This is a genomic window from Geomesophilobacter sediminis (assembly GCF_016458275.1).
GTDB classification, from domain to species: Bacteria; Desulfobacterota; Desulfuromonadia; order Geobacterales; family Geobacteraceae; genus Geomesophilobacter; species Geomesophilobacter sediminis.
The window spans coordinates 195,344-216,555 of the sequence record NZ_JAEMHM010000005.1; the positions used below are offsets into that span (position 1 = coordinate 195,344).

Annotated in this window: 18 protein-coding genes; 7 read left to right on the plus strand and 11 right to left on the minus strand. The window is 62.6% G+C overall.

Annotated features, from left to right (window positions below; all coding sequences use genetic code 11):
• The first annotated feature begins 158 nt into the window (after positions 1–158).
• A complete protein-coding gene (locus JFN93_RS07535) occupies positions 159–3,854 on the plus strand; it encodes a PAS domain S-box protein (protein ID WP_199383391.1) in 3,696 nt (1,231 codons plus the stop codon).
• A 177-nt stretch (positions 3,855–4,031) separates the two neighbouring features.
• Here the strand turns inward: JFN93_RS07535 and JFN93_RS07540 are convergent, their stop codons facing one another.
• Positions 4,032–4,400 (minus strand): cupredoxin domain-containing protein, encoded by a 369-nt coding sequence (locus tag JFN93_RS07540; RefSeq protein ID WP_199383392.1) that lies wholly within the window; start codon positions 4,398–4,400, stop codon positions 4,032–4,034.
• A 3-nt stretch (positions 4,401–4,403) separates the two neighbouring features.
• Positions 4,404–5,300, minus strand: a complete 897-nt coding sequence (locus JFN93_RS07545) for a metallophosphoesterase family protein (RefSeq protein ID WP_199383393.1) — start codon at positions 5,298–5,300, stop codon at positions 4,404–4,406.
• A 410-nt stretch (positions 5,301–5,710) separates the two neighbouring features.
• Here JFN93_RS07545 and JFN93_RS07550 point away from each other — a divergent pair, with 410 nt between their 5' ends.
• From JFN93_RS07550 to JFN93_RS07560, 3 genes are all read left to right on the plus strand, one after another.
• The gene (locus JFN93_RS07550) at positions 5,711–6,901 is read left to right on the plus strand and encodes a response regulator (protein WP_199383394.1); all 1,191 of its coding nucleotides are present in this window, start codon (positions 5,711–5,713) and stop codon (positions 6,899–6,901) included.
• A gap of 152 nt (positions 6,902–7,053) precedes the next feature.
• Complete coding sequence (locus tag JFN93_RS07555) at positions 7,054–7,506, plus strand: pyridoxamine 5'-phosphate oxidase family protein (RefSeq protein ID WP_199383395.1); 453 nt, start codon at positions 7,054–7,056, stop codon at positions 7,504–7,506.
• A 226-nt stretch (positions 7,507–7,732) separates the two neighbouring features.
• Entirely contained in the window at positions 7,733–8,335 is a 603-nt protein-coding gene (locus JFN93_RS07560; protein ID WP_199383396.1) for a PAS domain-containing protein, read from the plus strand.
• A gap of 213 nt (positions 8,336–8,548) precedes the next feature.
• Here the strand turns inward: JFN93_RS07560 and JFN93_RS07565 are convergent, their stop codons facing one another.
• The 9 genes from JFN93_RS07565 to JFN93_RS07605 all read right to left on the minus strand — a co-directional run bounded on the left by JFN93_RS07565 (position 8,549) and on the right by JFN93_RS07605 (position 18,090).
• Positions 8,549–11,434 (minus strand): CHASE2 domain-containing protein, encoded by a 2,886-nt coding sequence (locus tag JFN93_RS07565; RefSeq protein ID WP_199383397.1) that lies wholly within the window; start codon positions 11,432–11,434, stop codon positions 8,549–8,551.
• A 17-nt stretch (positions 11,435–11,451) separates the two neighbouring features.
• Entirely contained in the window at positions 11,452–12,048 is a 597-nt protein-coding gene (locus JFN93_RS07570; protein ID WP_199383398.1) for an OmpA family protein, read from the minus strand.
• Positions 12,049–12,095: 47 nt separating this feature from the next.
• Positions 12,096–12,536 carry a FecR family protein gene (locus JFN93_RS07575; protein ID WP_199383399.1) on the minus strand — a complete coding sequence of 147 codons (441 nt, stop codon included), beginning with the start codon at positions 12,534–12,536 and terminating at the stop codon, positions 12,096–12,098.
• A 434-nt stretch (positions 12,537–12,970) separates the two neighbouring features.
• Positions 12,971–13,363 (minus strand): BRO-N domain-containing protein, encoded by a 393-nt coding sequence (locus JFN93_RS07580; RefSeq protein ID WP_199383400.1) that lies wholly within the window; start codon positions 13,361–13,363, stop codon positions 12,971–12,973.
• A 193-nt stretch (positions 13,364–13,556) separates the two neighbouring features.
• Positions 13,557–14,201, minus strand: a complete 645-nt coding sequence (locus JFN93_RS07585) for a response regulator (RefSeq protein ID WP_199383401.1) — start codon at positions 14,199–14,201, stop codon at positions 13,557–13,559.
• Positions 14,176–16,020 (minus strand): sensor histidine kinase, encoded by a 1,845-nt coding sequence (locus tag JFN93_RS07590; RefSeq protein WP_199383402.1) that lies wholly within the window; start codon positions 16,018–16,020, stop codon positions 14,176–14,178. Before JFN93_RS07590 ends, JFN93_RS07585 begins: the two co-directional genes overlap by 26 nt.
• 159 nt (positions 16,021–16,179) lie before the next feature.
• Positions 16,180–16,551, minus strand: a complete 372-nt coding sequence (locus tag JFN93_RS07595; RefSeq protein WP_199383403.1) for a bacteriohemerythrin — start codon at positions 16,549–16,551, stop codon at positions 16,180–16,182.
• 135 nt (positions 16,552–16,686) lie between these two features.
• Entirely contained in the window at positions 16,687–16,956 is a 270-nt protein-coding gene (locus JFN93_RS07600) for a hypothetical protein (RefSeq protein ID WP_199383404.1), read from the minus strand.
• A gap of 177 nt (positions 16,957–17,133) precedes the next feature.
• Positions 17,134–18,090 (minus strand): GGDEF domain-containing response regulator, encoded by a 957-nt coding sequence (locus tag JFN93_RS07605; protein ID WP_199383405.1) that lies wholly within the window; start codon positions 18,088–18,090, stop codon positions 17,134–17,136.
• Between the two features lie 438 nt (positions 18,091–18,528).
• Between JFN93_RS07605 and JFN93_RS07610 the strand changes: the two genes are divergently transcribed.
• The 3 genes from JFN93_RS07610 to JFN93_RS07620 all read left to right on the plus strand — a co-directional run bounded on the left by JFN93_RS07610 (position 18,529) and on the right by JFN93_RS07620 (position 21,204).
• Entirely contained in the window at positions 18,529–18,747 is a 219-nt protein-coding gene (locus tag JFN93_RS07610) for a hypothetical protein (RefSeq protein WP_199383406.1), read from the plus strand.
• Positions 18,748–19,214: 467 nt separating this feature from the next.
• The gene (locus tag JFN93_RS07615) at positions 19,215–20,069 is read left to right on the plus strand and encodes a YitT family protein (protein WP_236021579.1); all 855 of its coding nucleotides are present in this window, start codon (positions 19,215–19,217) and stop codon (positions 20,067–20,069) included.
• A gap of 490 nt (positions 20,070–20,559) precedes the next feature.
• The gene (locus tag JFN93_RS07620) at positions 20,560–21,204 is read left to right on the plus strand and encodes a dihydrofolate reductase family protein (RefSeq protein ID WP_199383408.1); all 645 of its coding nucleotides are present in this window, start codon (positions 20,560–20,562) and stop codon (positions 21,202–21,204) included.
• The last annotated feature ends 8 nt before the right edge of the window (positions 21,205–21,212 follow it).

Here is a 21,212-nt window from a genome sequence, read left to right on the forward strand (position 1 = left end):
CACCGAATTCCCCGACTCCCTCTTCATTAGTCCGATTTCTGTGTCAAACTCGTTAAAGACCCCGTCACCATTAACCGATAAGTAACAGGACACGATGCGGCGCAACTGCGTCCGCATCCAACCGGCCTCCGACCGACGGGGGTCTGGAGGCTTGTGGCATGTCCAGGGTTTCCCTGACCACGAAGATGACGGTGGCCTTCTGCCTTTTGGTGGGGGTGGTCCTGTCCGCGATGACCCTGGGGACCCTGTGGTACCTGCAGCAGGAATTCCTGCGCACCGTATCGCGACAGCAGTTCGACCTGGTCACCGTGCTCGCCCACGAGCTCGACAACAAGATCACCCTGAGCCAGCGCCAGCTCGTCTCCATGGCCGCAACGCTCAAACCGAAAGACCTCTCCAGCCAGGCCCAGGCGAAGGCTTTCCTGAAGAGCACCCCGGACCTGCTGGAAACCTTCGACAGCGGGACCTTCCTCCTCTCCGCCTCCGGTAAGATGCTCGCCGCCCTCCCCGAGGAGCCGCAGCTGCCGGGGAAGGATTACACCTTCCGCGAGTACTACCAGCAGACCGTCGCCACCGGTAAACCCTACATATCCGGTCCCTTCTACACCACCCGCCAGGGGCGGCACCCGGTGATCATGTTCACCGCACCCGTATTCGCGGCCAACCGGCAGATGATCGGCGTGCTCTGCGGGTCGATCGACCTTTTGGGGAACAACTTCCTCGGCAACCTGGCCAAGTTTCACCCCGGCCAGTCGGGCTACCTCTACCTCATCGACAGCCAGCGGACGATCGTGGTGCACCCCGACCCGCGCAAGATCCTCAAGCAGCAGCTTCAGGCGGGAACCGACCCGATGCTCCGCAAGGCCCTGCAGGGCTTCGAGGGTTCCGCGGAGACGGTCGAGGACGGACGGACACCGATGCTTACCTCGGTCAAGCGGTTGAAGAGCACGAACTGGGTGCTGGTGGGCAACTACCACCAGGCCGAGGCGTATGCCCCCCTGCACCGGGCCGTCTGGTACCTGATGGCAACCCTGGTGGCCGTGCTGGCAGTCACCGGGGTGGCAGGCCGGCTCTTCATGCGCCGGCTGACCACCCCCCTGCTGCGGCTGATCAGCCACGTTGAGGAGATCACGGGGAAGGAGGAGCCGGAGCCGTTTCCCAGCGGCACCGACGACGAGATCGGCGTCCTGATCCGTGCCTTCAACAACCTGCTGCGGGAGACGCAGCGGCAGAAAAAGGCGTCGCTGTCCCAGGAGGCCTTCACCAGCAGCCTGGTCCAGAACACCTCGGTCCCCACCTTCGTCCTGGATACCAGCCACAAGCTCATCATCTGGAACTCCGCCTGCGAAGATCTGACCGGCATCCCCGCTGCCGAAGTCATCGGCACCGACAAGGTCTGGCGGGCCTTCTACGGCCACAAGCGCCCGGTCCTGGCCGACGTGGTCCTGGAGTGGGACCTGGACGATCTCGGCGAGCTCTACCGCGACTGCACCATCACCCCGCTCCCCGGCGACCGCCTCCATGGCGAGGGATGGTTCACCGGGGTCGCCGGGAACCGGCGCTACCTCTGCTTCGACGCCGCCCCGATCCGGGATGCCGACGGGAAGGTGGTCGCCGCCATCGAGACCTTCACCGACATCACCGAGCGGATGACCGCGGAAGAAGCGCTGCAGAAGCTCTCCCTGGCGGTCGAGGAGATGCCGGTCACCCTGATGATCACCGACAAAAGCGGGATCATCGAGTACGTGAACCCCCATTTCACCCGGGTTACCGGGTACACCCCGGAAGAGGCGATCGGGAAGAACCCGCGCCTGGTGAAGTCGGGGGTGCATCCGCCCGAATTCTTCCGGGAGATGTGGGACACGGTCCTCTCCGGCCGGCGCTGGTACGGGGAGCTTTTGAACCGGCGCAAAAACGGCGAGCTCTACTGGGAGTCGGCCGCGATCACCCCGCTCACCAACATGGCGGGCGAGATCACCCATTTCGTCGCGGTGAAGGAGGACATCACCGACAAGAGGAAGGCGGAAGAGGAGCTGATCGAGGCGAAAAGCGCCGCCGAGGCCGCGACCCGCGCCAAGAGCGCCTTTTTGGCCAACATGAGCCATGAGATCCGCACCCCGATGAACGGCGTGCTCGGCCTGCTCTTCCTGCTCCAGCAGACCGACCTGACCCGCCAGCAGCGCGATTACCTGGTCAAGGCGCAAAGCGTCTCGCGCCTGCTTTTGCGCATCATCAACGACATCCTCGACTTTTCCAAGGCGGAGGCCGGCAAGCTCTCGGTGGAAAAGGCCCCGTTCCACCTGGAAAAGGTCCTCGACGACCTGGAATCGGTGGCGGCGACCTTGATCCAGGACAAGCCGGTCCGCTTCTCGGTGGCCAGCGACCCGAAAGTCCCCTGCTTCCTGATCGGCGACGCGCTCAGGCTGAGCCAGATCCTTTTGAACATGACCAACAACGCGATCAAGTTCACCGAGGAGGGCGCGGTACAGGTCCGGGTCGAGCTGGTGGAGGAGCGCGGCGACGAGGTGGAACTGCGCTTCTCGGTCAGCGACACCGGCATCGGGATGAACCCCGAGCAGCAGATCCAGCTCTTCAAGGCATTCAGCCAGGCGGACTCCTCCACCACCCGAAAGTACGGCGGAACCGGGCTGGGGCTTGCCATCAGCAAGCAGCTCATCGAGATGATGGGGGGCAAGATCCGCGTCGAGAGCGAGGAAGGGAAAGGGAGCACCTTCAGCTTCGAGATCCCGCTGCGGCGCCAAAGTGCGGCCGAAGTGGCGGCGGTCTCGGGAGGGGAACTGGGCGGCGGCACCGGCGAGGCGCCGGAGGTTGAGGAGCTCAAGGGAGTCCGCATCCTGTTGGTGGAGGACAACCGCCTGAACCAGGAGGTGGCGCTGGAGATCCTGACCACCCGGGACGTCGAGGTGGAACTGGCCCAAAACGGGGCCGAGGCGGTCGAGATGGTGACCAACTCGGGGAAGCGCTACGATGCCGTGCTCATGGACGTGAACATGCCGGTCATGGACGGCCTGGAAGCGACCCGGCGGATCCGGCGCGACGAGAGGTTCCGGCTGCTGCCGATCATCGCGATGACGGCAAGCGTCCTCCCCCAGGAGCGCTACCTCTGCCTGGAGGCCGGGATGAACGACCAGGTCAACAAGCCGATCGACGTGGCCGGCCTGTTCTCGGTGCTCAGGCGCTGGATCGGGCCCCACGCCAAAATGCCGGAGCCGCCGGCCGAGCCGCCCGCTCCGGCGGCCGCCGAAGAGTCGTTGCCGGACCATCTCCCGGGCATCAACCTGAAGCACGCGCTGAAGATCCTGGGGAGCGAGCCGCTCCTGAAACGGCTTCTGATCAGTTTCCGCAGCGAAAACCTGGAAACGCTGCAAACGGTGAAGGAGGCGCTGGAGCACGGCAACCGGGAACTGGCGCGGCGCCTGGTCCATACCGTGAAGGGAAGCGGCGGCAACCTGGGGGCGTTGGAACTCCAGGCGACCGCGGCCGAACTCGAGCAGGCGGTCACCAAGGGGGAGCGCACCGCCGTCGCGGTACAGCTCGCCGCGTTCGAAGCAGCGCTGCAGCAGGTCTTCGCCTCGATCGAGGAGCTGGAGCGGGAGGCGCGGGAGGCGCAGGCGCACCGCGCCAGCGAGGTGGTTCCCTTGGAGCCGGAACGAAGGGCGGTGTTGCTGCAGGAGCTTGCCCTGCTCCTGGCCACCAGCAACCTGAAGGCGGTCGACCTGTGGGAAGAGATGCGGCCGCACTTTGCCGGGAGGACGGCGCAGAAGCTGACCGAAGCGATCGAATGCCTGAACTTCAGCAGCGCCGCGGAGATACTCAGCAGCATGAAGCAATGAGGAGCGCCCCCTAGGTCGCGTTGAGGGACCAAACGCGACCCCAGCGGCGGACGTGACGCTGCGTTTCACCGGGAAACGGTTCGACACAACCCACGACTGCAACAAAGCAAAGAGCAGCGGCATTCCGGCACACTGCTCTTTGCTTTTGGGTTGTCGCTCACGGCAGGAATCTACCGCTCACGGCTCATCGCTCACGGCAATGTTTCCCGTCATCTCGTCGTGCCCCTCGCCGCAGAAGAGGTCGCAGTGGAAGGGGAAGACGCCGACCTTGTCGGGCACCACCCGCACCGTCGTCGCCTTGCCCGGTTCGATCGTGGCGCGAATGTTCAGCCCGGGACAGCTGAAGCCGTGCAGCCGGTCCGCCGAGACGAACTGCAGTACCACCGGTTCCCCCCGCTTCAGCTTGATCAAGTTCGGCTGGTACTCGAACTTCTTCGCCACGATCCGCACCGTCCGCTCCGCGCCTTGCGCCCCCATCCCCTGCTGCCCCGCTCCAATCAGCACGGCGAGCAGCGCCGCACCGACCACCTTCGTCAGCCGTCTCATGAACTACCCCCTGTGCAGCGGCGTCTCGGTAATCACGTACTCCCCGTCCTTAAGATCGGTCTGTACCTGCCGGAACCCCATCCCGCGGTAGGGGATCGCCGGATTCCACGGCACCGGCGCCCGCTTGGGCTGGGAGCCGGGGGCCGGCAGCGGATACATCAGCCCCTTGGACGAAAAATGCTGGATCCGCCCGGTGACGTGCGCGTTGATCTGATGGATGTGGCCGTAGAAGACGGTGACATTGTTGAACGGGGCGAGGAGCTCCAGCGCCTTGGCGCCGTCCGGGGTCGCCCATTCCCACTGGGGATACAGGTCGAAGAGCGGCCGGTGGGTGAAAACCACGATGCGGGCGTCGGCGTCGAGCTTCTTCAGCTCTCCCCCCAGCCAGTTGAGCTGCGCCTCGCCCAGGCTCCCGGACGGATCGGAGACGTTGTCCAAGGCAAGGAAATGGACCCCCCTGTGCTCAAAGCTGTAGTGGGTCGGACCGAATACCTCCTTGAATACCGCACCGTTGTCCAATGACGCATCGTGCTCTCCGGGGATGAACATCAGCCGCTTCACCTTGAGATGCTTGATGACCTCCCGGAACTCCAACAACCGCCGCTTGCGTTCGGCGGCATCCTCCGTGGTGTGGGTCAAATCGCCGGTGAACATGATGAAATCCGGCTGCAGCTTCAGGGCGTTCACCTGCCGGACCGCCTTCAGCAAGGTCCCCTTGAAATCGGGGTTCACCTTGGGGTCGGAAAACCCCCAATGGGTATCGGTGAGCTGAAGGAAATAGAAATCTCCCGTCTCCTTCTTGCCGGGCATTGCCGACGCGCCGGACGACATAAAGACGGCACCGCCGATGGTACCAAGCCCCATCAACCTCATAAAATCCCTGCGATTTACCTTTGGCATGTTTCCTCCTGGTCGCTAGATTCCGCTTATCCCACCGTGCGTTGTCTGGGCCTGGCTTTCCTTCAGACCAAGACTGACTCAGAGCAAGTGGTGAGAATAGTACCCGGACTTTTCGCCAATTCAATTCCGCACCGATACAATGTGAACCGACACACCCTCCAAGACTCGAAATATAATTAACCATTACAAATCAAAATTCTGAACTACCTACATGGTGACCAGCACCAGCCCAACCCAAACCGACTCGCCACCCCACACAGCGTCAGGATTTACCTGTCAAACTCCACTCCCAGGGGGATACCTTCCACAAGAGTCCGAACGAATTTAAGTATTGATAAGATAATTAAATAGTGTTATTTAACGCCACATTCCCCCGTCCCTGCCTATTATCCTAAAGCCAGGTAGCCAGAATGCCGTCTATTGAGAAGCCCGACATCGTTTCCATCCTCGTGGTAGAAGACGACGCCAGCAGCCGGGAGGTGCTGCGCGATCTGCTCTTGATCACCTATCCGACCGTCACCGTTTATGCCACGGAGAACGGTGCCTCCGGCCTCGAGTACTACCAGTCGCACTCCCCCGACATCGTCATCACCGACGTCGCGATGCCGGCGCTCGATGGTCTGACCATGGCCGAAAAGATCCTCGCTGTCGACCCTGGTGCCAACATCATCGTGGTCACCGCATACAACGTCTTCGACGACCTGCACCGCGCCATCAGAATCGGCATCAGCCAATTCCTCCTCAAACCGATCGACGCCGCAAAGCTCTTCGCCACCATCGAAAAGATCCGCGACGCCAAGCGCGAAGCCTACGAGCGGAAACTCCTCGAGGAAGCCGTAACCAGGCAGCACCACGAGCTGATCCTGGCGAACACGCTGCTCGAAGATCGGGTGCGGGAACGGACCGCGGAACTGGAAGCAGCGGTGCGGGAACAGGAAGCTTTCAACTACGCCGTATCCCACGACCTGCGCGCACCGTTGCGCCATCTCAACAGCTACAGCGCGCTGATCGCAGAGGAACTGGGCGAGCATCTCTCGGGGCCGGCCGGCCATTTTTTGAACCGGATCCAAACGGCCTCGGTCAAGATGGGGATGCTCATCGACAGTCTCCTCGAACTGTCCCGGCTCAGCCGAACCCAGGTGATCCGCCAGGAGGTCAACCTGACCGAGGTGGCGCGGGCGATATCTTCTCACTTCCAGGAAGATGAGTGCGAAAGGCAGGTCGTGGTGCACCTTCAGGAAGACCTGATCGTCAAAGGCGATCCGGTATTGCTGACCCAGCTGGTAACGAACCTCTTCAGCAACGCCTGGAAATACACCTCCATGCGGCCCCAAGGCGAGATCCAGTTTCGCCGCACCCGTATCGAGGGGGGCAGCGCCTTCTGCATGAAAGACAACGGCATCGGGTTCGACCCCGCCTTCAAGGAGCGTCTCTTCCAACCGTTCGAACGCCTGCACAACTTTCCCGACCTCGAGGGGGTCGGGATCGGGCTGGCCACGGTGCAGCGCATCGTCAAACGCCACGGCGGCAACGTCTGGGCCGAGGGGGAAGTGGATCGCGGCGCCGCCTTCTATTTCACCATCCCGGATGTGCCGGCCTGACCTAAGGACGCCCGTCCGTCATCTCCCCTCCACCACCCCGCCCCGCCGGACCGGCACCTCCCCCTTGACAGGGAGACGCCATTTCTCTACCTTGGTCCCCACCCCTGCCCTCTGCACCTGGGCCGGGAAACTTCTTTACCGGGGGCTGCACCATGCGCAGATCAGAACGTGCCATATCACGACCGGAAGCGGAGGCGATCCTCGCCGCCGGCGAATTCGGCGTCCTCTCCACCGTCGGCTCCGACGGCATCCCGTACGGAATTCCCATCAGCTACTGCGTAATCGGTGACGGAATCTACGTTCACTGCGCGGTGGAGGGGCGCAAGCTCGACAACCTGGGAGCCTGCGACCAGGTCTCCTTCTGCGTCATCGGCAACACCGAGGTGCTCCCCGACAAGTTCGCCACCCGCTACGAGAGCGTGATCGTCTCCGGCCGGGCAGCGGAGGTCTTCGACGCGGAAAAGCAGCGGGCGATGGAAGGGCTTCAGGAAAAGTACTGCAGCGATTACCGCAAGGAGGGGCTGGAGTACATCGCCAAGAGCTGGGACAGGACACGGGCCTTCCGGATCGGCATCGAAAAGATGACCGGGAAGGCGAGAAGGTAGAGCGGGGGGCAGGGGGGCGGGGGTCGGGGATCTTGGTCTTCTCCTTGCGGAAAGAGCCTTGGCAGCTATCTGGTAGAGTGCGGCACTGTCATAGGGCACTGTTTCCTGCCAGGCAACTTCAGACTAAGAGCTTACCTCGTTCCCTGTTTTCATTGTCGCGATGGATGATATGCTTTTGACCATTCCAACTTCAATTGGCAAGGCAGGCTGACAGGGAGATACGGCCATGGACTCCAAACCACTGAGTATCAACGAATACCGCGCACTGGTTGAGCAGGCGCCGATCCTGATCTGGAGAGCACGCCCCGATGGGCTGTGTGACTACTTCAACGAGCGCTGGCTTAGCTTTCGGGGCCGAACCATGGAACAGGAGTTCGGGAACGGATGGGCCGAAGGGGTGCACCCGGACGACTTCCAGCGCTGCCTGGACATCTACCTGGACAACTTCCACGCGCGCCGGGTGTTCGAAATGGAATACCGCCTGATGCGCCACGACGGGGAGTACCGCTGGATCTTCGACCGGGGGGTTCCCTTCCACGATGAGGAGGGCTCCTTCGCGGGATACATCGGCAGCTGCATCGACGTCACCGAGCGCTACGAGGCGCAGCAGGCGCTCAAGGCAGCCCAGGAGGCGGAGATCCGCCACCTGAAGGGGCTCCTCCCCATCTGCATGTACTGCAAGAAGATCAAGGACGACGCCGGATACTGGAACCAGCTGGAGGTGTACCTGAGCAGCCACAGCGACGTCGACTTCAGCCACGGGCTCTGCCCGAACTGCGCCGCCGAGGCCTTTGCCGAACTCAGCGCCGCCCAGGAGAGCGCGAAGTAGCGTCCGCCCCCGGCCTGATTTTCGGGAATCTTCCCCGCGGCAAAAAACCCCGGAGCTCATCGAGCTGCCGGGGTTTTCTTTTTCGGTGTTGTCGCCGAAACAAAAAGGGGGAAATCCACTCGTCGAAGTCCCCCTTTGCCAAAGGGGGGAACGCAACGCTTTTCCCTCGTTCCCAAGCTGGAGTTTGGGAACGAGATTGTGCGGTTCATTTCCTCACCCGCGCGGCCGGTCCAGTTCCTTGCGCACCGCCATGCCCAGCTTTTCCAGGGTGTACGGCTTTTGGACGTACGCCCCGACCCCCAGCGCCAGCGCCTCCGCGATGCTGTCGGCCTCGGCAAACCCGCTCGTGATGATGGCCCGCTGTCCCGGGGAAATCTGCAGCATCCTCCGGTAGCTCTCCAACCCGTCCATCCCCCCCGGCATCACCATGTCCAGGACCACGAGGTCGGCCTGCTGGCGCCCCAGGTGCTCCAGCGCCGCCTCTCCGCTGGCCAGGGCGGTGACCGCATACCCGAGCTTGGCAAGCATGTTGGCGGCGACCTGCAGTTGTTCCGGCATGTCGTCCACCACCAGGATCCGCTCGGTCCCCAGGTACTGCTCCAGCACCACCTGGTGCGCCTCGGAGACATACTCGTCCTGCTTCCTGGTGGCCGGGAAATAGATGGTTATCTCGGTCCCCTCCCCTTCCCGGCTGCGCACGTCCAGAAAACCGCCATGGTCCTTCACCGTGGCCCAGATGACGGTCATTCCCAGCCCGGAGCCGCTGCGCCGCATCGACTTCTTGCTGAAAAACGGTTCGAAGATGTGATGCAGGTCCTCCCTGGCGATGCCCACCCCCTCGTCGGCGATGCGCAGGCAGACGTATTCCCCCGGAGGCACCGTTTCGTAGCCGTCGTAGGGGACATCCAGATACCGGTTCTCCGATGCCACCCGGATCGTTCCCCCGGCCGGCATCGCCTCGGCGGCGTTGTTCAAGAGGTTCATCACCACCTTCGCCAGATGGACCTTGGAACCAGCCACGTTGAGCAGGTCCGGGGCCAGGGTCTGTTCGACGGTGATGTTCGCATGTTCCTTCCACGCCGACTCGTATTCGAGCGATCCCAAGTAGTCGGCCACCACCTGGTTCAGGTGCACCAGGTCGCCGTTTTTCATGCCGCGCCGCCCCAGGGTCAGGAGGTCCTGCACGATGGCGGCCGCCTTTTGCCCCGACCTCTGGATCGGGGCGATCTTCTCGCGCAGCGGGCTGTCCGGGGGGAGATCCAAGAGCAGCAGGTCCGGGTAGGCAACCAGACCCACCAGGATGTTGTTCAGGTCGTGGGCCACCCCCGCGGCGAGATGCCCGATCGCCTCCATCTTTTGCGCCTGCATCAGCTTCTCTTCGAGCTTTTTCTGCTCGGTGATGTCGCGCATGATCCCCTGGGTGCCGACGAAATCGGCGGCGCCCGGGGCATCACCGGCGTAGATCCCTTCCGCCGAGATGCTGAAGTAGGCCGGCGCACTCGGACCGTGGTGGCCCAGCAGCAGGCGCAGCTCAAGGCCGTGCGTCGCCCGCTCCCCGGTCCGGCGCTCGTTGAGCCGGTAACGTGCCTTGGGACGGTCCTCCGGGGCGACCAGGTCGAAGATCGGTTTGCCGATCAGGGACTGGCTGTCCTCGGTGTACTTCACCACCGCCGGGCTTACGAAGGTGATGCGTCCGTTGCGGTCCAGCCGGAAGATGATGTCGGGAACCGCCTTGATGATGGCGTCCAGATTCTTCTCGCTCGATTTCAAAAGAACCAGGGTGTTTTCGGCGACTTCCTCGGCGACCGCCGCGGATTTGCGGCTTTTCACGACGTTGAGGACCGCGTAGTTCAAAAGGACCGCGACGTTGGGCAAAAGCGGGGAGAGGAGTTCCCCCTGGAACCGAAAGTACCCCACCGCCGCCGCCCAGGGGACCGCCAGGAGCACGCCGGAGGCGGCAACGCTGGGGGCCAGGCGCAGCCGTGCCACGGCAAGCGCGGTGAGCGCCGCCAAAGCAAGCGCCGCCAGGACCTCCCACCCCGGCAAAGCGGAGCCCCGCACCACCCAGCGACCGGTGAGCAGGTTCTCCAGTACCTGGGCGTGCAGATCGGCGTGGGTAAGTAGCGCACCGGCCGGAGTCTGGTACACCGGCTCCAGTCCGGCGGCCGAAGCGCCGACCAGCGCCACTTTCCCCCGGAGCGTCCCCGGTAACGCGTTGCCTTCCAGAAGCTCGGCGGCCGAGACGCGGGGGATGGCGTCGGCGCGACGGGAAAAGCGGACCAGAAGGTTCCCCCGCGGGTCCAGCGGGATGGAGCGCCCCCCCGGGAAAAGCTCGAAACCACCGGCACTGCGGCGCATCACCTCCAGCTGCGAGCGCCCCTCCCGCTGCAGGAGCATGGCCAGGGCGAGGGCCGGGTAGAGGCGCTCCTCGTAGCGGATCAAAAGCGGCACCCGGCGCAAGATGCCGTCCGGATCGGGTGCGGCGTTGAGAAAGCCGCACTCGGCCACCGCCGCCTCGAAAAGCGGCTGGCTCTTCACCACCCCGCACGCGGTGAAGAAGGAATTGGTGGGGGCCGGGGCCTTGTCGATCCAGACGATGCCGGGGGCGTGCGGCGGCCCCGGCTGCGGCAAACTTCGGCAGTCGCTGAACAGGAACTGGCATCCCAGGACAAAGGGTCCGCCGGCCAAGGTCCGGGCCAAAACCTGGTCGTGGCCGCCCCTCTCCCCCTCCCGGCCCGGCCCCGGCGCACCGGGCCCCTCAGGCCCGGAGGTACGGTCCGGTTCGGCAAGGATGACGTCGAGGCCGACCGTGGTCGCGCCTTGACGCTGCACCGCCCCCAGGAGTTTCGCGACCAGGTCGCGGCTCCAGGGCCATTGGCCGTAGCGGGCGAGGCTTCGCTCGTCGACATCGACGATCACCACGGGAGATGCCGGAGGCTTCGTGTAGGCAAGGGAGAGGACAGCGTCGGTAGTGCGGTTGTTGGCGGCGGAGATGAAACGGGGATGGATGAGATAGACGACGCTGACCACCAGCGTGCTCGCCAGGGCAATCGGGAGCAGGATACGGGCCAGCCGGGTCTTGTGAGTGCTTTGCGCCATGCGGTTTCCGTTGCGGGTTACTTGATCACGACCTCCACCCGCCGGTTCCGCGGCTCGGCCACGTTGTCCGGGGTGGGGATCAGCGGGTTCTCCTTGCCATGGGAGGTGGTCTGGATCGCCGAGGCGGGGACACCTTTTTTCACCAGCAACTCCTTAACGGTCTGGGCGCGGCGCCGGGAGAGATCCATGTTGTATTCCCGGCTCCCGAGCGAGTCGGTGTGCCCCACCACCATGATGTCCACCGACTTGCGGGCGGCGATGGCCGCGAGGATTTCCGGCAGGAGCCTCTCCGACGCGGCGGTCAGGGAGGTATCCTCGCCGAAGTAAAGGATGACATGCAACGGGCGCAGGGGCTGCACCGAAAGCGCGGCGCCGAAGGTCTTTTCCACGCGCGCCTTCCCCAGATCCTCGGGGGGGGTGGGGTTGCGGTCGTCGCCGATGGTGGTCCCGCGGTAGGGGGCGTCGATGACGACGCTTCCCCCCTCGCCGGTTACCGCAATGCTCCCAACCTTGCCGTCCGGGTCCGGAGCGAGGACGACGACGGTCTTCTTGCCGGCGCACCCGGTGCTGACCAACAGGATCAGGAACAGGGCCCAGCCCCACGTCTTCAGCATTGCGTAATCCTCCTTGCGGCCCCGGTACCGGCGCCGCCCGCCGCGGTTCAATCCACCTCGATCAGAACGTGCGTTCCCCGGACCCCGACCGTCGCCCGCGGCGTTTCCAGGCGCACTGCGGACGGCATCAACTTCGCGATCTGCCCGGAGAGGTAGGAGATGGTACCCTGCAGCACCCGGGCCACCAGGGAGAGCTTCCGCTCGTTGGGCTGGAAGAGAAAGTTCGTGATGGCGATGCTGCTTCCCGGTCCCAGCGAGATCACCGTGTCGTCTTCCAGGATGAGCCCCGCCTTGCCGGACGGGCCGGTGCGGATCACGTCCCCCTCCTGAAGCCTGAAGTTGGGATCGGCGGCGATGCTGCGCCCGCCCCGCACCACGGAGACCTCTCCGGAGACCGTCTTCACGATCCCGATGTGGTCGGATGCCCCATAGGCACAGCTCCCGGACCAAACCACGACTGCCATGACCAGCAAGGCCAGATACCTCATGGAAACACCTCCGATCAGTGCACCGCCACCTGGGACTGCTCCGGCCCAAGCATACTCCCCACCTGGGGCCGCGGCAGCCAAGCCACCTTCCGTCCCCAACGGGACTGTCATAGCGAAAGCATGTGGTGAATCAGCATTGAGGACAAGGAAACATGCGGCTGACCGTAGCTGTCAGAGCACCCTCCGCGTATCCTCATTGGGCAGAGTGGGCCGGGAAAAAACGGTCCCCGGAAAAAGACTGTAAGGGAGTCTATCACAGTTAAAAAAATTTGGCTAATGATCAAAGACATATAAACATGGCAGAGGGTGCCACGGATGAGTGCCGTGCCTTGGCAAGATACCGGACACGGCACCACCGATGCCATCCTCTCCGGGTGAGGTGGGGAAACGACCGGGGACCAAGCGGGAGTTGAAGAAGGGGAAAAGGGGCGCGGCTAGAAGGAGCTTTCCCATCCGGAGCTTTTGCTCCTGAAGCGCGGCACCGAGGCGGAAGCAACCGGAGCGCCCGCGGGGCGAACCGTGCGCAGGGAGGTGAGGACGGTTCCCAGCAGCCAGGCCTCTGCTTCGGCAGAACAGGTGCGGGAGGAGATGATGAGACGGTAGACGTCGGGTTCCGGAATGATGAGGGTCTGCAGGTGGCGCCGCTGCTGCACGACGGTCGCGGTGATGGGCCAGTTGCAGTTCAGGATCACGGCGCGCTCGGGGTAGACGTAGCCGAGGATCTCGGCGACGTCCTCGGCTACGAACCAGGGTTCGTCGTCATTGATCACAACGCGGACCGATTTACTGTCAAAACTGAAGACCCGGGAGACGTGGCGAAGAGTCATCTTGACCTCCTTCAAAGTCATCACCTGCGTGTCATTAAAGTTGAGACTGGTTGGTGCGCTGCTGCCAGACTGATCACAAGAGGCTACAGTCATAGCATAGTTTGTCAATGTTGCCTATGACAATTTTGTCTATTAATGCCAGAAGTTATGACAGTGGCGCGTGGTACATTGTCAGTAGGGACTTCGCGCTGTGTCAGATGCTGCCGAGGCCGCTTTTGACGGCGTAGGCAATCATCTCGCCGGTGGTCCGCAGTCTCAGCTTCTCGAGGATGCGCCCGCGGTAGGTGCTGATCGTCTTCACGCTGAGAACGAGTTCCTGCGCGATCTCGGTCATCGTCTTGCCCGAGGCCATCATGCAGAGCACCTCGAATTCCCGGTCGGAAAGGATCTCGCTGGCCGGCTCCTGCGGGTCCCTCTCGTCCGAGAGTGCGTCGAGCAAAAGATCGGCCACCTCCTCGTTGAGGTACTTGCGTCCGCCGAGCAGCCGGCGCACCGCGGTCTGCAGTTCGGCAAAGGCGCTCTCCTTGTTGAGATAGCCGGAGGCGCCGGCCCGTATCGCCCGGGCGGCGTACTGTTCCACCGGGTACATGCTCAGGACCAGCACCGGCACCTTCGGCGCCAGGCGCTTGAGCTGCTTCAGCACCTCGATGCCGTTTTTCCCCTGCAGGGAGAGGTCCAAAAGGATGAGGTCATAGCAGGTCCCCTGGCACCGGTGCAGCGCCTCCGCTTCGTTGGCGGCCTCCTCGAAGGCAAAACGGTACTCCGGGATCGTCTCCAGGGTCCGGATCACCCCCTGCCGCACCACGGTGTGATCATCGACGACCAGAATCTTCTTCATCATCTGCTCCTTTATTGCCATCAGACGGCACCTGCAGTCTCACGACGGTGCCCTGACCGGGGGTTCCGGTGACCGAAAGGGTGCCGCGGCATATCCCGGCGCGCTCCCGCATCCCCAAAAGCCCGAAGGCGGTCGGAGCCGCGAGCGCAGCCTCGGTGATCCCGCAGCCGTTGTCAGCCACCTCAAGGACCACGGCCGACGCGGTGGAACAAAGCGAGATACTCACCTCGGACGCGCCGCTGTGCCGCACCACGTTGGTGATCGCCTCCTGGAAAATGCGGAACGCCACGGTCTGCTCCTGCCTGGTCAAGGAGCGGCTGGTGGTTTCGTCGAGCATCATCAGGCAGCTGATGCCGCTGCGCCGCTCGACCCCCTTGGCGTGCCACTCGATCGCCTCGGCAAGCCCCATCTCCAGAAGCGGGGGGGACAGTTCGGCCACCAGGGACTGCACCTTCTCCAAAAGGGTGTCGGTGAGCGCCATCATCTCGCCGGCGCGCCGGGCGCTCTCCGGGGAGTGCGCCAGGCGCTGCACCAGCCAGGAGATGTCGAGCTTGAGCGCGGTCAGCGCCTGTCCCATGACGTCGTGGAATTCCCGGGCGATATGCCGGCGCTCCGCTTCGCGGGCGGTCTCCAGGCGGTGGCTCCACTCCTGGAGCATGTCCCGGGAGGCGAGCAGTTCCCGCTCCTTTTTCTCCAGGGCGTCCCGGGCCGCCGCCATCCCCTCCTCGCGTTCGGCGACCTGCGCCGCCATCGTGTCGAAGGCCCGGGCCAGGCTCCCCAGTTCGCCTCCGGAGATCCCGTCCGCCACCCGGATCCGCAGGTTCCCCTTGGCAACCTCCCGGGCCGCCGTCTCAAGCGAGGAGATCGGGTCGACCAGGGAGCGTTTGCCGATCAGCCAAGCCAGGGCAAAACCGGCCCCAACGACCACGGCCAGTACCCCGGCAAAGCGGGCGAACTCGCGCTGCCACTGCCCCAGCACCGCATCGACCGGGATGCCGGCGCGAATGTAGAGGTAGGGGGCGTTCTCCCCTTCGAGGGTCACCTTGCGGTGGTAGGCGAAGCGTTCCACCCCGTCCGCCCCGACCGACCGCAGCGAGCTGCCGTCCGGGCTCTCCTTGATGCGTTGGAAGAGCTCCGGTGGGAGGCTGCGCCCGCGGTAACGCTCGTTGTCGACACTGCGCGCCAAGATGATGCCCTGGTGGTCGACCAGCGTGACCCCCGCCCCTTTGGGAAGGCTGACCCGCCGCGGGATATGCCGGAACCGGTCGAGGTCCACCACGATGACGATGACCCCTTCAAAGCGCCCCCGGTCGTCCAAAAGGGGATAGCCGAAGCCGATGGTCGGGCGCTTGAGGATGCGGCAGACGGCGTACTCTCCCGAGGAGAATTGCCGGGTTCGGGCGGCGTTCACGAAAAAGCGGCGGTCGCCGACGAAGGAGGGGGCGGCCATGGGATGTGCCGAGACCCAGTAACGTCCGCTGCGGTCGGCGATGGCGAGATTGGCGTACTGGGAATTGATGCGCAGGATCCGCTGCAGCACGGGCTGCACCGATGCGGGGTCGCGGCGCTGCACTCCCGGCAGTTGGGAGATGGCGCTGGCAAGCTGCTGCGAGGCCGCTGCCAGTTGTTGCTTCTCGCCGACAATCCCCTCCGCCACGTCCCGAATCGATTCCAGGGCGACTTCGATGGCGGTCTGCCGCGCCTCGATCGCCGAACGCACTATCAACGCCGACAGGGGAAGCATCAGGAGGACGATCAGGGCGAGGAGCTGCAGGCGGATCGGGAGCGCGATGAATTTGGGGCAGTAACGTTTGAGCATCGGCACCTCATTGCCAGTGAAATCAGCAAGATGCCTGAAATGCTCGATTCCGTCAACCTATCAAATCGTCATGTCGGGGACAAAGATCCGGAGGGAAAGGGGGGCTTGCGGTAACGGGTGAAGATCTATGAAACATTTGCGGGGCGGTAGCGGGGGAGCTTATCTCGGTGCGGGTAGAGGATAGGGAGAAGCGATGTGGGCGGTCACCCACTTTTTCACGAAGGTGAGGATCTCGACGATCGGTTTTCTGCCGCCGGTGTACTCCTTCCTGATGTCCGACAGGCTCTCGGCAAAGCGGACGCACTCCATCCGATGCTCGTTGCGGGGGTAGCCGTGCTTGGCGAGCCAGGCATCTTCGTAGGCGAAATGGAAGGTGGCATAGTCGACCAGGTCGTCCAGGACATTTTCAACAGTCTGGATCGATGCCCCCACCACCAGCAGGTTAAAGGCGGAGTTCAGCTGTTCGACGAGATGGTCGTGGTGTTCCTCGAACTGCATCAGAGCGGTGCGGTATTCCTCATTCGAGTCCAATTGATCGGCTTCCTTTCCCATTTCGTCGGTGATAATGGAGGGTTGCAGAAAAAGTAGGGCTTTATAGTACACCGAGGACCGGCCGGAACTCTGCCTTCGATTTTCGGAACGAGAAGGTAGGGAAAACGGCAGGTGTCACACCTCCATAAGCTGCCAGGCGGCGTATCCCGGCTTGGCCGATGCGAGTTCGGTCCCGGCGAGTTCGACGCGGGTACGCAGCGGATCGGTCTTGACGGTAAGGTACGCACGAGCGATGGCAGCGATGGTCGCCTCCTGGAAGGTAAACGAAGAGCCGTCAGCCAGGGTGACCGTGGTACGCAGATGCCGGTGCCCCTCCGGGATTTCCGCAATCACCCCGGTCACGTCCTCGTTTCTCAAGATGGTGCAGTCGCCGATGCGTTCCATATTTTTCTCCAAAGGCGGGGTCGGGGGTCTATATTCAAAAGCGGGGTCGGGGGTCGGGGAAAGAGCGGTCAGATCCCGAGGCTACAGCAACCGCTGTCGCGGCCCCGGCCCCGGCCCCAGCCCCAGCTCATTGCTCATTGCTCATTGCCGCTAACCCCGATCCCCGACCCCGCCTTTCTAACTCAGCTTTATCCCGCCGATCTGCGATTCGGCGTCCGCTTTTTTCAGCGCCTTTTGGGCATACTCCAGCATCATCTCGATGCTCACGTCTTTCTTCCCCTGGTTTCCGATGAAGCCCACGATCCCGAAAAGGGCGGAGAACTTGTATCCCTGCTCCCCGATGACCACCTCCTGCTGGTTCAGGCGCAGCTTCAGCCGCTTGGCGACGGTGCTCGCGTCGCTCACCTCGGTCTCCGGCAAAAGCACCAGGAACTGGTACTCGTTCCAACGGGCGACCCAGTCGACCTCCTGGCGTACCGACTCCTTGAGCAGTGCCGCCGTCGCCTGCAGCATCTTTTCGGTGGCGAAGATGCCGTGTTCCTTGCGGAAGGCGTCGATCTCGTTGAAGCCGATCAGCATGACGGAGAGCGGGCGCTGATACCGGTTGGCGCGTTTGATTTCCAGCGGCAGCCGCTCCTCCATGAATTTGCGGTTGTGGACGCCGGTCAAAACGTCGACCAGTGAGGCGGCCTCGACCTGCTCGTAATGCGCCTGGCGGATCGCTTCCAGATCGATGATGCGCATGGCGGTCCGGATCCGCGCCTGCAGTTCGGGCTTGTGTACCGGCTTGATCAGGTACTCGTCCGCCCCCGCCTCCAGGCCGGCAATGGTGTCGTTCTTTGAGTCCTGGGAAGTGAGCATGATGATGTAGGTGTAGCCGGCACTGGCCAGGTGCGCCGTGTCGGCACGGACCGCCTGGCAAAGTTCCAGGCCGGTCATGATCGGCATCACCCAGTCGGTGACGATGATGTGGAAGCGGTTGGCCTGGAAGAGTTTGAAGGCCTGGTGGCCATCCTCCGCTTCGGTCACGTTGAAGCCCAGATTTCTCAGCATGTCCGCGACGATGTTCCTAAGCAGGACGTTATCGTCGACGACGAGGACGGAATAATTGGCGTTTTTGGCGTTGTCGTTCAAGTAGCCACCTCCCTGGTGCTCCGGCACCGTATCTCTGCAGGACGTATCGGCAGATCGGGAAATTAGTAAAGGGAAATGAGGGGTCTATCCCCCGGATAAAGCAACTTTCCTGCGGTCAGGACGCTGCGCCGGTAGGAGCGGCATTCCTGTCGCGATCGAGTCCTTTTGAAGACAGCTTTGAATAAGTAACGTAGCAGCCTACCGTGTGGGAGCGCCTTTGCAGGCGCGATCCGCCGAAGGCGGTGACAACGGTTGGGGGATTCGCACCCGGAGAGGCGCTCCCACCGTAAAAAAGGAACTTTCACCAGTTATACAAAGGCCCCAGGTAGCGGCACGCCCCCTACTGGATGAAGACAACACAATGAGAGGGCCGGCAACACTACATTGCTTTGTTTTTCCACAAATGCTAGCATCAACTGATAAAGGAGGCGGTTAGTTATGAGATGCGGATATAAAGACGACTTCAAGATCGATTATTCCGGCTCCCTGCACATCACCAAAGGAGAAGGTTGTGACATAGTGGTGAAAGAAAGTCACATCCCGACAAACATCAAAAGCTGTCTCGACTCTGCGGTAGAGCGCGAGAGCTGCCACGAACTCAGATCAGCCTCAAGAGCCCTCACCAGGGGAATCGAAGAGGCATTCGACGTCGAGTAGCCGAACGTCAGGTGACCGCGACCTCCCGTAACAACTGATGGTTGCGCGCCAATTGATGCGGGATTCCATGGTCAGGGTGAGGGGTGAGGGATGAACACCTCAACCCTCACCTGCTCCCGGTCCCACCGGACTGCCCCACTGGCTTACTCCCCTGTCATCAGCCCCCGCTCCCCCCGCCGCCTCACCGCAGATCTCACAGCTCAAGGCTAATTGCTCATTGCCGGCCACTCTGTGGGAGCGCCCTTCCGAGTGCGATGCGACGGTCATTAGCGCCTGGAAAGGCGCTCCCACGGTTACTTATGGCTGCAGTGGCTGTGGCTGCATCGCTGCGGCTTTGTGTCCTGACCGCAGGTTCGCGCCCGAGCAGTATCGGTCGCTCCGCCGATATAGCTTGATTTTCCCGGAATCCTGATTATCCTGAACATCCCTGTTGCCTAACCCAGTGATGCTTGAGGGAGGGGATGTACTTGACACACAAATCGGTGCTCCGCGAGTCTTTTGATGCCCTGCTGGTTGTGCTGGGGATCCTTTCCGCCGGGATGGGGATCAAGGGATTTCTCCTCTCCTCCCACTTCATCGACGGCGGTGTCACCGGCATCTCGATGCTGTTGTCCAATGTCCTTGGCTACCCGCTCGCCATCCTGATCCTGGTTATCAACCTCCCCTTCGTCATCCTGGGCTACCGCCAGATCGGCTGGCTCTTCGCGCTCAAGAGCACCCTCGCCATCGTCGGACTTTCTCTGGCCCTGGCCTTCATGAGTTACCCCGACATCACCCCCGACCGGCTCCTCACCGCCGTCTTTGGCGGCTTCTTCATCGGCGCCGGGATCGGGCTCGCCATCCGCGGCGGCGCCGTTTTGGACGGGACCGAGATCGCCGCCCTGCTCATCAGCAAGAGCAGCCATCTGCTCAAGGTCGGCGACGTCATCCTCATCCTCAACATCTTCATTTTCATCGCCGCCGCCTTCGTCCTTGGCGTGGACGAAGCCCTCTACTCGATCCTCACCTACTTCGCGGCATCCAAGACGGTGGACTTCATCCTGCACGGCATCGAGGAATACAACGCCGTCATCATCATGTCCGAGCAAAGCGACCACATCCGGGAGGCGATCGTCCGCGTGTTGAGCCGCGGCGTGACCATCTACCACGGCCGGGGCGGGATGACCGGCAAGCACATGCACATTCTGTACTGCGTGGTGACCAGACTGGAGATCGGGAGGGTGAAAAACGTGGTGAAGGAAATCGACGAGAACGCGTTCGTGGTGATCCACCCGTTAGCCGACGCTACGGGAGGGATCATCAAGAAGACCCCGCTGCACTGAGGGAGTGCGGGGGGAGCTCACTTTATGCATTCGACGTTTTGGCTCATATGCAATATATCTTGACAAGTCCAAAATTTTCAGCCTTGAGTCCGGTGAAGATGGATTTGTTATCTTACGAACTGGTTTGGAAGTGTTAACTCCACTTTCAGTTCTTTTCCGCCCGCCGGCCTGACTGTCAGTCACGCTGCCAGCCAACACCGCCAGTTGCAGAGCCAGAACCACCACCGACCATACAAGAAGGTTCCTCCCGATTATACCGGCCTCCTGTAGAGGAAAAGACAAGCACACCCCTTGCTCCAAAGCCAATGTCCCGCGAATGGCGGGGCAAACCGGAAACCATGAGATGCTACTCATCCAAAACCAAATGTCCAGTTCTGCCCGCTGGGTTTTTTCGGTTTTCCCTGCGTCCCCCCGTGTTCCTCTGTGGTTCAACCTTTTCCGTCAAAGTATTACAATGCTAAATAGAAACGGTTGAGACAGGAGGTCTGCTATGTCAAAGCTACGGGTTCAATCATTCGCGGTTTCCCTAGACGGTTACGGGGCGGGGCCGGATCAGGATCTGCAGAATCCGCTCGGGGTGGGTGGCATGGAACTGATGGAATGGTTCTTTCCTACCAGGGTCTGGCAGAACATGTACGGCGACACGGACGGGGAGACCGGCATAGACAACGGCATTGCGGAACTCGGATTTTCCGGTATCGGGGCGTGGATCCTCGGGCGCAACATGTTCGGCCCGATCCGCGGCCCCTGGCCCGACCTGAGCTGGCAGGGGTGGTGGGGCGATGAGCCCCCTTATCACACCCCGGTCTACGTGCTGACGCACCATGCGCGGGCACCGATCCAAATGAAGGGGGGGACCGAGTTTCACTTTGTCACCGAGGGGATCCATGCCGCCTTGGAACAGGCTAAGGCCGCGGCGGGGGGACTCGATGTGAGATTGGGCGGTGGCGTGGCGACGCTGCGGCAATATCTTCAGGCGGGGCTGGTGGACGAGATGCACTTGGCGCTAAGGCCGGTACTGCTGGGGAATGGGGAAAACCTTTGGGAAGGACTGGATCTGCGGCAGCTCGGCTACCACTGTGAGCGGTACGTTGCCGGCGAGCGGGCGATGCACGTATTTTTCAAAAGGGAATAATCCCTTTC

Bases quoted from the DNA above. Each gene is read 5' to 3' on its own strand.
- JFN93_RS07535 (WP_199383391.1), top strand. From the start codon at position 159: ATGTCCAGGGTTTCCCTGACCACGAAGATGACGGTGGCCTTCTGCCTT.
- JFN93_RS07540 (WP_199383392.1), bottom strand. From the start codon at position 4,400: ATGAGACGGCTGACGAAGGTGGTCGGTGCGGCGCTGCTCGCCGTGCTG.
- JFN93_RS07545 (WP_199383393.1), bottom strand. From the start codon at position 5,300: ATGCCAAAGGTAAATCGCAGGGATTTTATGAGGTTGATGGGGCTTGGT.
- JFN93_RS07550 (WP_199383394.1), top strand. From the start codon at position 5,711: ATGCCGTCTATTGAGAAGCCCGACATCGTTTCCATCCTCGTGGTAGAA.
- JFN93_RS07555 (WP_199383395.1), top strand. From the start codon at position 7,054: ATGCGCAGATCAGAACGTGCCATATCACGACCGGAAGCGGAGGCGATC.
- JFN93_RS07560 (WP_199383396.1), top strand. From the start codon at position 7,733: ATGGACTCCAAACCACTGAGTATCAACGAATACCGCGCACTGGTTGAG.
- JFN93_RS07565 (WP_199383397.1), bottom strand. From the start codon at position 11,434: ATGGCGCAAAGCACTCACAAGACCCGGCTGGCCCGTATCCTGCTCCCG.
- JFN93_RS07570 (WP_199383398.1), bottom strand. From the start codon at position 12,048: ATGCTGAAGACGTGGGGCTGGGCCCTGTTCCTGATCCTGTTGGTCAGC.
- JFN93_RS07575 (WP_199383399.1), bottom strand. From the start codon at position 12,536: ATGAGGTATCTGGCCTTGCTGGTCATGGCAGTCGTGGTTTGGTCCGGG.
- JFN93_RS07580 (WP_199383400.1), bottom strand. From the start codon at position 13,363: ATGACTCTTCGCCACGTCTCCCGGGTCTTCAGTTTTGACAGTAAATCG.
- JFN93_RS07585 (WP_199383401.1), bottom strand. From the start codon at position 14,201: ATGAAGAAGATTCTGGTCGTCGATGATCACACCGTGGTGCGGCAGGGG.
- JFN93_RS07590 (WP_199383402.1), bottom strand. From the start codon at position 16,020: ATGCTCAAACGTTACTGCCCCAAATTCATCGCGCTCCCGATCCGCCTG.
- JFN93_RS07600 (WP_199383404.1), bottom strand. From the start codon at position 16,956: ATGGAACGCATCGGCGACTGCACCATCTTGAGAAACGAGGACGTGACC.
- JFN93_RS07610 (WP_199383406.1), top strand. From the start codon at position 18,529: ATGAGATGCGGATATAAAGACGACTTCAAGATCGATTATTCCGGCTCC.
- JFN93_RS07620 (WP_199383408.1), top strand. From the start codon at position 20,560: ATGTCAAAGCTACGGGTTCAATCATTCGCGGTTTCCCTAGACGGTTAC.